Source organism: Pseudomonas koreensis (assembly GCF_012986595.1).
GTDB lineage: Bacteria > Pseudomonadota > Gammaproteobacteria > Pseudomonadales > Pseudomonadaceae > Aquipseudomonas > Aquipseudomonas koreensis.
The window spans coordinates 213486-228661 of the sequence record NZ_JAAQYM010000006.1; the positions used below are offsets into that span (position 1 = coordinate 213486).

Annotated in this window: 11 protein-coding genes; 3 read left to right on the forward strand and 8 right to left on the reverse strand. The window is 62.8% G+C overall.

The window, feature by feature from the left end; genetic code table 11:
- Window positions 1-54: 54 nt before the first annotated feature.
- The 3 genes from HBN98_RS19725 (at window position 55) to HBN98_RS19735 (ending at window position 4404) form a co-directional block, all read left to right on the forward strand.
- Window positions 55-1197: a glycerate kinase gene (locus HBN98_RS19725; protein ID WP_083369182.1), complete on the forward strand. Its 1143-nt coding sequence runs from the start codon at window positions 55-57 to the stop codon at window positions 1195-1197.
- 352 nt (window positions 1198-1549) lie between these two features.
- Entirely contained in the window at window positions 1550-3175 is a 1626-nt protein-coding gene (locus HBN98_RS19730; RefSeq protein ID WP_083369181.1) for a methyl-accepting chemotaxis protein, read from the forward strand.
- A gap of 41 nt (window positions 3176-3216) precedes the next feature.
- Window positions 3217-4404, forward strand: coding sequence for a pyridoxal phosphate-dependent aminotransferase (locus tag HBN98_RS19735; RefSeq protein WP_083369180.1), 1188 nt, complete (start codon window positions 3217-3219; stop codon window positions 4402-4404).
- A gap of 117 nt (window positions 4405-4521) precedes the next feature.
- Here HBN98_RS19735 and HBN98_RS19740 read toward each other — a convergent pair whose 3' ends face one another.
- The 8 genes from HBN98_RS19740 to HBN98_RS19775 all read right to left on the reverse strand — a co-directional run bounded on the left by HBN98_RS19740 (window position 4522) and on the right by HBN98_RS19775 (window position 15037).
- Entirely contained in the window at window positions 4522-5499 is a 978-nt protein-coding gene (locus HBN98_RS19740; protein ID WP_083369179.1) for a 2-hydroxyacid dehydrogenase, read from the reverse strand.
- 13 nt (window positions 5500-5512) lie between these two features.
- Window positions 5513-6811 (reverse strand): MFS transporter, encoded by a 1299-nt coding sequence (locus HBN98_RS19745; RefSeq protein WP_083369178.1) that lies wholly within the window; start codon window positions 6809-6811, stop codon window positions 5513-5515.
- A 55-nt stretch (window positions 6812-6866) separates the two neighbouring features.
- Window positions 6867-7886, reverse strand: coding sequence for a sugar kinase (locus tag HBN98_RS19750; protein WP_083369177.1), 1020 nt, complete (start codon window positions 7884-7886; stop codon window positions 6867-6869).
- Window positions 7879-8661, reverse strand: a complete 783-nt coding sequence (locus HBN98_RS19755) for a TIM barrel protein (protein WP_083369176.1) — start codon at window positions 8659-8661, stop codon at window positions 7879-7881. Before HBN98_RS19755 ends, HBN98_RS19750 begins: the two co-directional genes overlap by 8 nt.
- A 155-nt stretch (window positions 8662-8816) precedes the next feature.
- Window positions 8817-9842, reverse strand: coding sequence for a LacI family DNA-binding transcriptional regulator (locus HBN98_RS19760; RefSeq protein WP_083369175.1), 1026 nt, complete (start codon window positions 9840-9842; stop codon window positions 8817-8819).
- A gap of 166 nt (window positions 9843-10008) precedes the next feature.
- Complete coding sequence (locus HBN98_RS19765; RefSeq protein ID WP_064587455.1) at window positions 10009-10650, reverse strand: DUF1345 domain-containing protein; 642 nt, start codon at window positions 10648-10650, stop codon at window positions 10009-10011.
- Window positions 10651-10765: 115 nt separating this feature from the next.
- Window positions 10766-13864 (reverse strand): efflux RND transporter permease subunit, encoded by a 3099-nt coding sequence (locus HBN98_RS19770; protein ID WP_083369174.1) that lies wholly within the window; start codon window positions 13862-13864, stop codon window positions 10766-10768.
- Between the two features lie 15 nt (window positions 13865-13879).
- The gene (locus tag HBN98_RS19775; protein WP_083369173.1) at window positions 13880-15037 is read right to left on the reverse strand and encodes an efflux RND transporter periplasmic adaptor subunit; all 1158 of its coding nucleotides are present in this window, start codon (window positions 15035-15037) and stop codon (window positions 13880-13882) included.
- Between the last annotated feature and the right edge of the window lie 139 nt (window positions 15038-15176).

Genomic DNA, 15176 nt, shown 5'->3' on the forward strand with positions numbered 1-15176 from the left:
GTCAATGCGCAGGCCGGCTGGCAGCATGAAGGGCATTGGAACTGGAGAATTCGCATGAAGATCGTCATCGCCCCCGATTCGTTCAAGGACAGCCTGAGTGCGCAAGGCGTTGCCGAGGCCATTGCTCTGGGCCTGGCGCAAGTCTGGCCGCACGCCACACTGGTCAAATGCCCGATGGCCGATGGCGGCGAGGGTACGGTGGAGTCGATTCTCGCCGCCTGCGAAGGCGAACTGCGCCGCACCCGGGTGCGTGGCCCGCTGGGCACATCTGTCGATGCCGCGTGGGGCTGGCTGGCGCACAACCACACCGCGATCATCGAAATGGCCGAGGCCAGTGGCTTGCAATTGGTGCCGCCGGGGCAGCGTGATGCGTGCATCAGCAGCACGTTCGGCACCGGTGAACTGATTCGCGCCGCGCTGGATGCCGGCGCGCAACGGGTGATTCTGGCGATTGGCGGCAGCGCCACCAACGACGGCGGTGCCGGGGCCATGCAGGCACTCGGGGTGAAGCTGCTCGATGCGCAGGGTCAGGCGCTGGTGCCGGGCGGACTGGCATTGGCGCAGCTGGCGCGTCTGGACCTGAGCGCGCTGGACCCGCGTCTGGCCCAAGTGCGCTTCGACATCGCTGCCGACGTCAATAATCCGCTGTGTGGCCCACACGGTGCTTCGGCGATTTTCGGTCCGCAAAAGGGCGCGTCACCGGCGCAGGTGCAACAGCTGGATCAGGCGCTGGGGCACTTTGCCGAACTGTGCGCGCAAGCGCTGGGCAAGGATGTTCGCGATGAGCCGGGCAGTGGCGCGGCGGGTGGCCTGGGCTTTGCCGCCAAGGCGTTTCTCGGCGCGCAGTTTCAGGCCGGCGTTGAAGTGGTAGCCGAGCTGGTCGGCCTCGCCGAAGCGGTTAATGGCGCGGATCTGGTGATCACCGGCGAAGGCCGCTTCGACGCGCAGACCTTGCGCGGCAAGACCCCGTTCGGTGTGGCACGGGTCGCCAAACAGCACGGTGTGCCGGTGATCGTCATTGCCGGGACGTTGGGCGAGGGTTATCAAGCGCTTTACGAGCATGGCATCGATGCGGCATTCGCCGTGACCAGCGGCCCGATGACCCTGGAACAGGCGTGCGCCGAAGCGCCGCGCTTGTTGCGTGAGCGGGCGACGGACATTGCCCGGGTTTGGCAGATGGCCAAACTCGGTATCTGACACGCTGAAAACAGGGTGGCGAGGGAGCTTGCTCCCGCTGGGCTGCGAAGCAGACCCAAAACGTTCCACGCCTATCATCAGTCTCAGCGCATCAGGCGGGTTTACGACGGCTGCGCAGTCGAGCGGGAGCAAGCTCCCTCGCCACAAAAGCGGGAAAAGCTGCAAGGGTGTTTCAATATTGAAACACCTTGAAAAATATTTCTGCTTTACACAAAACCTTCCTAAAGCCCGGTCGATACAGAGATCAGGCGCACACAGATTCCCTCGAACAGTGACGCCGGACTGGCCCCGCCCCAAGGGCCAGTGATGACGGCAAGGACGCTCGCAGCTACCTCTATCCGAGAGTCCAACCATGTCCTTGCGTAACCTGAATATCGCGCCCCGTGCTTTCCTCGGTTTTGCCTTTATCGCCTTGCTGGTGATCGTTCTCGGCGTGTTTGCCGTCAACCGCATGTCGACCATTCGTCAGGCCTCCGTCGACATGGAGACCAACCAACTGCCCAGCGTGACGTACCTTGGCGTGGTGACGGAAAACGTTCTGCGCCTGCGGATTCTGTCGTTCCGGATTCTGGTCAACCGTGACCCTGCCGGTCTGCAAGAAGCGCAAACGCGTATCGGCGTGCTGGTGGACAAGGTGCGCAGCGCCCAGGCGAGCTATGCAGCGCTGCCTGCAGAAGCGGATGAGCGCGCGTTGTATCAGACGTTCGCGGCGACGCTCGACAACTACCTGCAAGCGCAAAACCAGATGATGGAGTTCTCGCGTCAGGACAAGGTCGAGGACATGCGCACGCTGATCAACACGCGCATCAAGGACGGCACTGATCAGATGGGCGAGCAGCTCAACAAGCTGATCGCGATCAACGCGGCGGGCGCGAAAGTCGCCTCCAATCAGGCCGGTGAGCATTACGACAGCGCCATTACCGGTATCGTGATTGTTGCCGTGGTCGCGGCGCTCGCCACCGTGCTGCTGGCGCTGCTGCTGACCCGCAGCATCGTCACCCCGCTGAACCGTGCCGTAGTGGCCGCGCAAACCATCGCCGGTGGCAACTTGACCCAGTCCATCGAAGTCGACGGCAAGGACGAAGCCACGCAACTGCTGCAGGCGCTGGCCACCATGCAGACCAACCTGCGCAAAACCATCGAACAGATCGCCGGCTCCGCCACCCAGTTGGGCGCCGCCGCCGAAGAACTCAGCGCGGTCACCGAAGAAGCCTCCCGTGGTCTGCAACAGCAGAACGACGAAATCGAACAGGCCGCCACGGCGGTCAACGAAATGACCGCCGCCGTGGAAGAAGTGGCACGTAACGCCGTGTCCACCTCCGAAGCGTCGAACCAGTCAACCCAGGCTGCCCGCGAAGGTCGTGATCAAGTGGTGAAAACCGTCGACGCGATCCAGACCATGACCCACGACGTGCAGAACACCGCACAGATGATCGAAGGCCTCGCCGCGCAGGGCCGCGACATCGGCAAGGTGCTCGACGTGATTCGTGCCATTGCCGAACAGACCAACCTGCTGGCCCTCAACGCCGCCATTGAAGCGGCACGTGCCGGTGAAGCCGGGCGCGGGTTTGCCGTGGTGGCGGACGAGGTGCGCGCCTTGGCCCATCGCACCGCGCAATCGACCCAGGAAATCGAAAAAATGGTCGCCGGCATTCAGAACGGCACCGGTGAAGCGGTTTCGTCGATGCAGCAAAGCAACCAGCGCACCCAGACCACCCTGGAAATGGCCCGTGCCGCCGGCGTGGCGCTGGAGCAGATCACCCAGTCGATCCATCAGATCAACGAACGCAACCTGGTGATCGCCAGCGCCTCGGAAGAACAGGCGCAGGTGTCCCGCGAAGTCGATCGCAACCTGGTCAACATTCGCGACCTGGCCACGCAATCGGCCGCCGGGGCCAACCAGACCAGCGCCGCCACCCACGAGCTGTCGCGCCTGGCGGTGGATTTGAACGCCATGGTGGCGCGTTTCGTGATTTGAGATAGGGTGAAGGCTGGAGCCCGCGCAATCAGGAGACGTGCATGCGCTATTCAGCCTTGACCCAACGAATCGCCGGGGAGGGAGCAGCGGCCTGGCAGATTCATGACCGAGCGCTGGAGTTACGCGCCGAGGGTGTCGATATCCTGCTGCTGAGCGTGGGTGATCCGGATTTCGACACGCCGCTGCCGATCATCCACGGCGCCATCGACAGCCTGCTGGCCGGCGATACGCATTATTCCGAGGTGCGTGGGCGTTTGGCGCTGCGCAAGCTGATCGCCGCCCGCCACCAGCGGCGCAGCGGTCAGGTGGTGGATGCCGAGCACGTGATCGTGCTGCCCGGCGCGCAATGCGCGGTGTATTCGGTGGCCCAATGCCTGCTGGACCCGGGTGATGAAGTGATCGTCGCCGAGCCGATGTACGTGACCTATGAAGGCGTGTTCGGTGCGTGCGGCGCGACGGTGGTACCGGTGCCAGTGAAACCGCAGAACGGCTTTCGAGTGGATCCAGCCGATGTTGCCGCGCGCATCACCCCGAAAACCCGCGCGCTGTTGCTCAACAGCCCCAACAATCCTTCCGGCGCGAGCCTTTCCCTGCTGATCTGGCAAGAGCTGGCGGCGCTCTGCGTGCGTCACGATTTATGGCTGATCAGCGACGAGGTCTACAGCGATCTGTTGTACGAGGGCGAGCACGTCAGCCCGGCGAGTCTGCCGGGCATGGCCGAACGCACGGCGACCATCAACAGCCTGTCGAAATCCCATGCCATGACCGGTTGGCGAATCGGTTGGTCGATCGGCCCCAAGGCGCTGGCCGAGCACTTGGTGAACCTGTCGTTGAGCATGCTCTTCGGCCTGCCGGATTTCGTCCAGAAAGCCGCGCAAGTGGCGCTGGAAAGCGATCTGCCGGAAGTGACGCAGATGCGCGAGGAATACCGTTTGCGCCGGGACCTGGTGTGGGAGCGGTTGCGTGGTTGTCCGGGGTTGCAGCCGATCCGGCCCGATGGCGGGATGTTCGTGATGGTCGATGTGCGCCAGACCGGCTATGGCGCGCAGGCGTTTGCCGAGCGGTTGCTGGAAGGCTACGGGGTGTCGGTGCTGGCCGGGGAGGCGTTCGGGCCGAGTGCGGCGGGGCATATCCGTATCGGGCTGGTGCTGGACCGGGTGAAACTGGCGGATGCCTGTGCGCGGATTGCGTTGTGTGCGGTGCAGCTTTTACAGGCGCGCAGTGCCTGAGAAATGTGTGTGGCCTGAACCGGCCTCATCGCGAGCGGGCTCACTCCTACATTTGGAAAGCATTCCCCTGTAGGAGTGAGCCCGCTCGCGATTACGATTCAACAGACGCAGGAAATCTCAACCCTGCCAGGCAGCTGGATTCACTAGATTCAACGGCTTCTCACCACTCAAGGCCTGCAACAGATTCTCCACCGCACACCTTGCCATCGCCTCGCGCGTCTCATGCGTCGCCGAACCCATGTGCGGGGTCGCCACCACATTGTTCAGCTGCAACAACGGCGAATCATGATTCAACGGCTCACGCTCGAACACATCCAGCCCCGCCGCACGGATCCGCTGGTGGCGCAGAGCATCGATCAGCGCTGCTTCATCGACGACTTTGCCCCGCGAGATATTGATGAAGATGCTCTCGGGGCGCATCAGTGCAAACTGTTCAGCGCCGATCAAGCCTTCGGTCTGCGCGGTCAGCGGCAAGGTCAGGCAGATGAAATCCGCTTGCTTCAACAAATCTTCGAGGCTGCGGTACTGCGCGTCGAAGCGCTCTTCGACCGCCGGTTTTCGCGACTGGCTGTGATAGAGCACCGGCATGCCAAAACCGAAATGCCCACGCTGGGCCAACGCCTCGCCGATGCGACCCATGCCGATGATGCCCAGGGTCTTGCCGTGCACATCGGTGCCGAAATGCGCCGGGCCGATGTTGCGATGCCACTGGCCGCTGCGCACCATATTCGCCAGCTCGACTACGCGCCGCGCGGTGGCGAGGATCAGCGCGAAACCGGTGTCGGCGGTGGTTTCGGTGAGCACGTCCGGGGTGTTGCTGAGCAGGACCTTGCGCCGGGTCAGGTAGTCGATGTCGTAGTTGTCGACGCCCACCGAAACGCTGGCAATCGCCTGCAGTTGTGGCGCGAGGTCGAGCAGCGCGGCGTCGAGTTTCAGGCTGGCGCCGAGCAGACCGTGGGCGCCGGGCAGGGCATCGCGCAGCTTCATCAGGCCATCGGCGTCGAGGCTTTCGATCAGCGTCACTTCACACTGTTGCTGCAGGCGCGTCATCAGCGCCGGCGAGAGTTTCTTGTACAGCACGACATGTTTTTTCATGGGCAGGTTCTCTTCAGGAATGCGCGGGCACGGGACGCGTGGCAGCGGCTTTGGCCACGACGCGATCACTGGCGCCGGGCTTGAGAAAAATCGTCAGCACCACCGACAGCATCAGCGCGCCGCTCATTAGCAGGTAAGAAGCACCGGGCGAACCGGTGGAGCTGTTCAGGTAACCGACCAGGTACGAGCCGCCAAACGAACCGAGCGCGCCCATGCTGTTGATCAGCGCCATGGCGCCCCCGGCGACGTTGGCCGGCAGAATCTCCGGAACGATGGCGAAGAACGGTCCGTAAGGCGCGTACATGCAGGCGCCGGCGATCACCAGCAGCGTGTACGACCACCAGAAATGTTCAGCGCCCAAGGCGTAGGAGCCGTAGAAGGCGATAGAGGCGATCAGCAGCGGCGGCCAGACGAAGCGTTTGCGCTTTTGCAGTTTGTCCGAGCCCCACGACACCGCGAGCATGCCGATCACCGCCGCCAGGTACGGCAGCGCCGACAGCCAGCCGGCTTCGATCATGTCCATTTGTGCGCCGGCCTTGAGGATCGACGGCAGCCACAAAACGAAGCCGTAGACGCCGATGCTCCAGCAGAAAAACTGCAGGGCCAGAATGATCACCTTCGGCGAACGGAACGCCTCGGCGTAGTTCTTCACCGCTTTGATCCCGACCTGTTCGGCAGCGAGGGCGCTTTCCAGGTCGTGCTTTTCCTGCTCGCTCAACCACTTGGCCTGGGCCGGACGATCATCGGCCAGTTTCCACCAGATAAACGCCCAGAGCACCGCCGGCAAGCCTTCGATGATGAACATCCAGCGCCAGCTGAAGTGCTGCACCAGATAGCCCGACACCACCGACATCCACAGCATGGTGACCGGGTTGCCGAGGATCAGAAAGGTGTTGGCCCGCGAGCGTTCGGCGCGGGTGAACCAGTGACACAGGTACACCAGCATCGCCGGCATTACTGCAGCTTCGACCACGCCGAGCATGAAGCGAATCACGATCAGCCAGTAGGCGTTGGAAACCACGCCCGTCAGGGTGGCAAGACCGCCCCAGAGGATCAGGCTGAAGAAGATCAGCTTCTTGACGCTGTGCTTCTGCGCGTAAATCGCCCCGGGCACCTGGAAGAAAAAGTAGCCGAGGAAGAACAGCGCCCCGAGCAACGAAGACAGGCCCGGGGTGATCATCAGGTCGGCGGCCATGCCGGACGCGGCGGCGAAGCCGTAGTTGGCGCGATCCAGATACGCCAGGCTGTAGGTGATGAACACGATGGGCATGATGTACCACCAGCGGCGGGTGGCAAGGGTTGCGGTTTTCATGGTGTTGCTCCTGAGCTTGTTGTTTTTGTCGCAGCAGGTTCAAATTTTGCGGTGATCAGGCGGGCCGCTTCGCGAGCAGGCTCGCTCCCACAGGGGAATGCATTTCAAATGTGGGAGCGAGCCTGCTCGCGAAGGCGGCCTCGAATTCGGCGATGAGTTCTGATCGGGTCGGCAAACCCTCCATATCCCCGCGACTCTGCACCGCCCGACTGCCAATCCAGTTCGCGCGTTGCACCGCCTCGGCGAAACTCTGATGCTCGAGCAGGGCGCTGATCATGCCGACGGCAAACCCGTCACCCGCACCCACGGTGTCGACCACGTTGGCCACCGGCACCCCGGCGACAAAACCCTGGTCCAGATGCGTGCGGTAATAGGCCCCTTGCGGCCCGAGCTTGATCGCCACGGCTTCGGCACCCTGATCGAGATAAAACGCCGCGATGTCCGCCGGATCTTCAAACCCGGTGAGCAGACGACCTTCGCTCAACCCCGGCAGCACCCAATGGGCGAGGGCGGCGAGGCGGTTGATTTCGCGGATCATCTCTGACTCGCTGGCCCACAGGCTCGGGCGCAGGTTCGGGTCGAACGACACGCTGCGCCCGGCATTGCGCATGCGCGTCATCAGCTCGAACGACAGTTCTCGCGCGGTGGCCGACAGCGCCGGTGGAATCCCGGTGGCGTGCAGGTGACGGGCGCCGAGCAGGCTGGCGCTGATCGATTGTGGCGACAGATGACTGGCCGCCGACCCCCGGCGGTAATACTCGACCTGCGGGTCGCTGCCGTCGTCGTTGCGGGATTTGAACTGGAAACCGGTCGGGTGCTGGTAATCGACATCGACGTGGCTGCAATCCAGACCTTCCTTGATCAGGCTCTCGACCACAAAACGGCCGAGGGAATCGTTGCCGACCCGGCTCAGCCACGCCACATTGAAGCCCAGCCGCGCCAGGCCGATCGCCACGTTACTGTCGGCGCCGGCAATGCGCCGGTGGAAGTGGGCGACTTCGGCCAGATCACCGGTCTGCTCGGCGACCAGCATCGCCATGGTTTCGCCGAAAGACAGAATATCGATGTCAGACATGGGCAGGCTCCAGACGCGATTGGCCAAGGCGGGCGAGGGCGGCGACGTGCTCGGTGGTCAGCGCCACCAGGTCATCGCCCTGCAACGGGTATTCGGCGGCGCGCATAACGCCTTGGGCCATGTGCCGCAGCAGTTGTTCCCACAAATGCAGGTCGCTGACGGCCGGCGGCACGGCGACCAGTTTGCCGTCGGCACGGCGGGCTACGGCTTTGCAGTGCACATAACCGACGTGCCGTCCGAGCAGGCGGGCGGCGTTGGTGGCGGACTGGTCCTGCCACTGCCAGTTGCCGATGTCGAAGGTCATTTTGACCGGCAGGTTGTGCTGCTCGACGGCGGCGAAAAAGCGCTGGAACGGCTCGATGCGCCCGCCATGCAGGGTCTGGTCATTTTCCACCAGCAGCTGCACCGGACTGTTGCCGAGCAGTTGTTTCAGCACCTGCAAATCACAGTTGTCGGTGAAATAGCCGAGGGAGACTTTCAACCATTTCGAGCCGAACGCCTCAGCGTGTTGCAGGGCGGTGATCAGTTCGGGGTTAGGCCGCGCCTGACCGGCGAGCCACAGTTCGCTCGGCGAGGAATAGATGCTTTGCAGGCCCTGCGCCTGGGTGGCGGCCTGCAGTTGCGCGGGTACTTCGCGAGTCAGCAATTCTTCGCGCCACTCGATCCGATCGGCGCCGGCGGCGGCCAACACGTCGATGAAGAAGTCCTGCCCGCGTTGGCGCACAAGCTCGGCGCCGTAGCTGGACAGGCTGATGGAAACGGCAGGTTTATTCATTGTTCTCTACCTCTGAAACCGGTTTCATTTTTGTTCAAAAAAAATCTGATGGATCTTTGTCGGGCGTTCCGGCGCCATCGCGAGCAGGCTCACTCCTACATTTGGAATGCGCTCCTCCTGTAGGAGTGAGCCTGCTCGCGATCGCGCCAAAACAGTCACCGCAAAGATCCCTGGGTAGAACCGCGCTCAACCAGCACCGGCGCAAAATCCAGCCTGCGCACGACCTCGACATCCCCGCGCAAGCGCTTGAGCAGACACTCAAACGCCCGCGCGCCAATCTCGGCCGTCGGCTGGGCGAGGGCAGTAATCCCGCTGCCCACCAACGGGTACCAGTCCAGATCATCCAGCGCAATCAACCCGACATCCTCAAACAACCGGCAGCCGATTTCGCGCAAGGCCAGGGTGCAGGCCAGCGCCGCCACGCCATTGGCGCAGAACAGGGCTTTTGGGCCGTTCGCCGGTTGCTTTAAAAAGCGTTGAAGTTGCATCGCGAGTTCAGCGCCGGTTTCCAGTACCGCTCCGGTCAACCCGGAGTGCTGGACAATCTGCGCCTGAAAACTGCTGACCCGCTCGATCCGCGAGCTGGTGCCGTCATACGGTTCGGTCACCAGCAACACATCGCGGTAGCCGCGCTGCTCAAGGTGCGTCAGTGCCATCTCGACAGCCTGCGGGTTGTTCAGTCCGACCATGTCGCTGTCGAGGCCATCGACTTTGCGGTCCACCAGCACCAGCGGCATTTCCCGGTGCAATTGGTGTAACTCGTCACGGTGATGGCCCAGAGTGTTCACGATGAGCCCCTCGATGTTGTACGAGCGCAACAGCGCCAGGTGCTGGCGCTCCTGCTCGTCATCGCGGTCGGTGTTGCACACCACCAGGCTGTAGCCGTGCGCACGGCAGGCGGTTTCTACCCCGTGCATCACGGCAATTGAATATGGGTTGCGGATATCGGCCACCAGCATGCCGATCAGGCGGGTACGCCCGCGTTTCAGACCACGGGCCATCTGGTTCGGGCGGTAACCGAGTTCGGCGATCGCCTGTTCGATGCGCAAGGCAATGGCATCGGAGAGCAGGGCACGGTCATCGCCGATAAAACGCGAGACGCTGGCCTTGGACACGCCAGCGCGCTCGGCGACATCGAGCATGGTCACGCGGCTGCGCTGGGCGGCGGAAAAGTCATTCACGGTCTGAAACCTTATTATTGGATTTGTCCGTTCCAGGCGCCGCGATGGCGCTGAAACCGGTTTCAGGAAACACCAGAAGCTGACACCCCGTCAAGTGAATGCGCGTATTGCTTCAACCTGGCGCCGACGGGCGGCGCTCAGCGTCATTGAAATTTTCGCGCAATCGTCAGCCAAACAGGCCGGCCGCAATATTGATCGAAAAGCCCAGAATCGCGGTGTTGAATACGAAGCCGATCAACGATTGCGCCAACACGATCTTGCGAATCTCGCGGGTGGCTACGCCAACATCGGCGGTCTGCACCGCCACGCCGATGGTGAACGAGAAGTACAGGAAGTCCCAGTAATTGGGCGTGGTCAGGCCTTCGGCAAAGCGTAAGGCGGGTTCCTTGCCGTCCCAGGTGTAGAACAGGCGGGCGTAGTGCACGCAGAAAATGACGCCGATCAGCAGCCATGAACCCACGACTGTCAGCGCGGTGAACGCGTAGTGCAGGAGTTTGCGGTGGGTCTCCAGATCCTTGGTCCCGGCCAGTTCCAGGGTGATGGTGGCGAGGCTGGCCAACGCGGCGATACACACCACGAACAACACCAGTCCGGCGTTCTCATCCTCGACGACGGCAATGCGTTTGACGTCCGGGGCCTTGGCTCGAACGGTCAGCCAGAACATCAGGATCAGGTAGGTCCATACGCCGGCATTCCAGCCGATGAGGATTTTGCTGATGACGGAGTCGGCAGGGACCAGAAGACCGGTGGCCAGGCCGACGAGGGCGGCAGCGGACAGGCGAGGGTGGGTGCGGGCGAGGAAGCGCATGGGAACTCGATGGGCCAGGGTGTTTTCACACCTTAGCCCAGCGATGGCCGGCATGACCACTGAGTTGGCTGTCCGAGGAACAATGTGGGAGCTGGTGATCCAGCTCCCACAGGGTTTAGTGAGGTTTGGTGAAGCGCTGTACGAGCTTCATCACCACCACAAAGAACAACGGCACAAAGATCACCGCCAGCGTCGCGGTGATCATCCCGCCGATTACCCCGGTGCCAATCGCCTGCTGGCTCGCCGAGCTGGCGCCGGTGGCGATGGCCAAAGGCACCACGCCGAGGATGAACGCCAGCGAGGTCATCACGATCGGCCGCAGACGCAGGCGTGCCGCTTGCAGCGTGGCATCGATCAGGTCGTGACCCTCGTCGTACAGGCTCTTGGCGAACTCGATGATCAGGATCGCATTCTTCGCCGACAGGCCGATGATGGTGATCAGCCCGACCTTGAAGAACACGTCGTTGGGCATGCCGCGCAAGGTCACCGCCAATACGGCGCCAAGTACACCCAGCGGCACCACCAGCAACACCGAGGTCGGAATCGACCAGCTCTCGTACAGCGCCGCCAGACACAGGAACACGATCAACAACGACAGGCCGAGCAGGATTGGTGCCTGACTGCCGGACAACCGCTCCTGCAACGACAGACCGGTCCATTCCTGACCCAGACCTTTCGGCCCTTGGGCGACCAGACGCTCGATCTCCGCCATGGCCTCGCCGGTGCTGTGCCCCGGCGACGGTTCGCCGGAAATCGCGATGGCCGGATAACCGTTGTAACGGGTCAACTGTGCCGGGCCCTGGGTCCATTTCGCCTGTACGAACGCTGACAACGGCACCATGTGTCCGGCGTTGTTGCGCACGTGCATTTTCAGCAGGTCGTCGACCTGGCTGCGCCGATCACCTTCGGCCTGTACCACCACCCGCTGCATCCGCCCCTGATTGGGGAAGTCGTTGATGTAGGAAGAACCGACGGCGGTGGACAGTACGTTACCGATGTCGGCGAACGACACGCCCAGTGCATTGGCCTGCTTGCGGTCGACTTCCAGCTGCACTTGCGGTGCTTCGGCCAGCGCGCTTTCACGCACGTTCATCAGCACCGGGCTTTTTTCCGCTGCCGCCAGCAGTTCGGCACGCGCCTGCATCAGCGTGGCGTGGCCGAGGCCGCCGCGATCCTGCAGACGGAACTCGAAACCGCTCGAGGTGCCGAGGCCGTCCACCGGTGGCGGTAGAACGGCGAACGCTACCGCGTCCTTGATCTGGCTCAGGGCGATGTTGGCGCGGTCGGCAATCGAGGTGGCCGAATCATCGCTGCCGCGCTCGGACCAGTCCTTGAGGGTGGTAAACGCCAGTGCGGCGTTCTGCCCGCTGCCGGAGAAGCTGAAGCCGAGAATCACCGTGCTGTCGCCGACCCCGGGTTCGCCGGCGTTGTGCGCTTCGATCTGCTCGACCACTTGCACCGTACGGTTCTTGCTCGCGCCCGGTGGCAGTTGAATGTCGGTGATGGTGTAACCCTGGTCCTCGACCGGCAGGAACGAGGAGGGCAGTCGCGCAAAGCACACACCCATGCCAATCAGCAGCACGCCGTAAATCAGCAGATAACGCCCGCTGCGCTTCAACGCGTAGCCGACCCAGCCCTGATAGCGATCGGTCAGGTGTTCGAAGCGGCGATTGAACCAGCCGAAGAAACCGCTTTTTTCGTGATGCTCACCCTTGGCGATCGGCTTGAGCAGCGTGGCGCACAGGGCCGGGGTCAGGGTCAGGGCAAGGAACGCCGAGAACAGGATCGAGGTCGCCATCGACAGCGAGAACTGCCGGTAGATCACGCCCACCGACCCCTGCATGAACGCCATCGGGATAAACACCGCCACCAGCACCAGAGTGATGCCGATGATCGCCCCGGTGATCTGCTTCATCGCCTTGCGCGTCGCCTCTTTCGGTGACAGGCCTTCGGTGGCCATGATTCGCTCGACGTTCTCCACCACGACAATGGCGTCGTCCACCAGAATGCCGATGGCCAGCACCATGCCGAACATGGTCAGCACGTTGATCGAGAACCCCAGTGCGAGCATGGTGGCGAAGGTGCCCATCAGGGCCACGGGCACCACCAGGGTCGGGATCAGCGTGTAGCGGATGTTCTGCAGGAACAGGAACATCACTGCAAACACCAGCAGCATCGCTTCGCCGAGGGTGTACACGACCTTGGTGATCGAGACCTTGACGAATGGCGAGGTGTCGTACGGGATCTTGTATTCCACGCCGGCCGGGAAGTAGCGCGACAGGTCGTCCATCTTCGCCCGGATCAGCGTCGCCGTAGCCAGGGCATTGGCCCCCGGCGCCAGTTGCACACCGACGGCGGTCGACGGTTTGCCGTTCAGGCGCGTGCCGAACTGGTATTCCTGACTGCCGATCTCGACCCGCGCCACGTCACCGATGCGCACGGTGGATCCGTCACGATTGGCCTTGAGCACGATGTCGGCGAATTCTTCCGGGGTCGACAACTGACCTTTCACCAGAATGGTCGCCGTGATTTCCTGTGCGGACGGGCTCGGCAAATCGCCAATGCTGCCCGCCGACACTTGGGCGTTCTGCGCGACGATGGCAGCGTTGACGTCGGCCGGGGTCAGGTTGAAACCGATCAGCTTCTGCGGATCGATCCAGATGCGCATCGCTCGTTCGGCGCCATACAACTGCGCCTTGCCGACGCCGTCGATGCGCTTGATTTCGTTCATCACGTTGCGCGCCAGATAGTCACTGAGCGCCACGTCATCGAGTTTGCCGTCGCTGGAGGTCAGGGTGATCAGCAACAGGAAACCGGCAGAGACCTTCTCAACCTGCAAGCCTTGCTGGGTGACGGCTTGCGGCAGGCGCGACTCGACCACTTTGAGCCGGTTCTGCACGTCGACCTGAGCCAGCTCGGGGTTGGTGCCCGGCTGGAAAGTGGCCTTGATCGTCGCGCTGCCGAGGCTGCTCTGCGATTCGAAATACAGCAGGTGATCAGCGCCGTTCAACTCTTCCTCGATCAGGCTGACCACGCTTTCATCGACGGTTTGCGCCGAGGCGCCGGGGTACACAGCGTAGATTTCGATCTGCGGCGGCGCGACGTCGGGGTACTGCGCCACCGGCAATTGCGGAATGGCCAGCGCACCGGCCAACAGGATGAACAGGGCGACAACCCAGGCGAACACCGGGCGATCGATAAAGAACTGCGGCATATAAAAGCGTCCTGCTTACTGACCAGAGGTCTGGGCAAGTGGAAGAGGGGTGTCGTCGATCTGCACTTTTTCGCCGGGACGGGCGTGTTGCAGGCCTTCGATGACAATGCGGTCGCCGGGCTTGAGGCCGCCGGTGACGATCCAGCGGTCGTTCTGCACGGCGCCCAGTTGCACCGGTTGCTGCGCCACGCGCAGTTGCTCGTCGATGGTCAGCACCTGGGCCACGCCGGCGCTGTCACGCTGGATGGCGCGTTGCGGCACGGTGATACCGTGCTGAATGACGGCTTGTTCAAGGCGTACGCGGATGAAGCTGCCCGGCAACAGGTCGAGGTCCGGGTTGGGGAACTCGCTGCGCAGAATGATCTGTCCGGTGCCCGGATCGACAGTGATGTCGCTGAACAGCAATTTGCCCGGTAACGGATACAGACTGCCGTCATCCTGAATCAGCGTGGCCTTGACCTGATCCCGACCGACTTCCTGCAATTGCCCGGAACGGAAGGCGCGACGCAGCTCATTCAGTTCACGGGTCGACTGGGTGAGGTCGGCGTGGATCGGATTGAGCTGCTGAATCAGCGCCAGTGGCGTGGTTTCGTTCTGCCCGACCAGCGCACCTTCAGTGACCAGTGCGCGTCCGACGCGCCCGGAAATCGGCGCGGTGACGGTGGCGTAACCCAGATTCAGCTTCGCCCGTTCCACGGCGGCTTTATTGGCCGCCACATCGGCGGCGGTTTGCCGGGCATTGGCGCGGGCGTTGTCGTAGTCCTGGGCGCTGATGGCCTTGTCGTCGATCAACTGCGCGTAGCGCTGCTCCTGCAACTTCGCCTGGAAGGCGTTGGCCTCGGCCTTGCGCAGCGCGGCTTCGGCGCTGTCGAGGTCAGCCTTGAACGGTGCCGGGTCGATGCGGAACAGCACGTCGCCCTTTTTCACGTCGCTGCCTTCACGGTAGGTACGTTGCAGCACCACGCCGGCCACCCGGGCACGTACTTCGGCGATCCGCGGCGCGGCGATGCGTCCGCTCAGTTCGCTGCTGATCGTCAGGGGGCGGGCCTCGATGGTTTCGATACGCACGGTGGCCGGCGGCGCTTCCTCTTCGGCCTTAGAGGACGAATCACAGGCGCCCAGCAACAGCGCCGTGGCGATCAGGCCGAGCCCGGCCAGAAGATTTTTCGACATGTACCACCCCCAATATTGAAGCCCGCATCCTACGGCCAGACGCCGAGGGTAGCGGTGAAGCTTTGTAGCCGCTGTGTGAAATTGTGTAAGGGTTTTACTCAGGTACGGGTGAGGGCGTATATCCTTTACGCCTTGAATT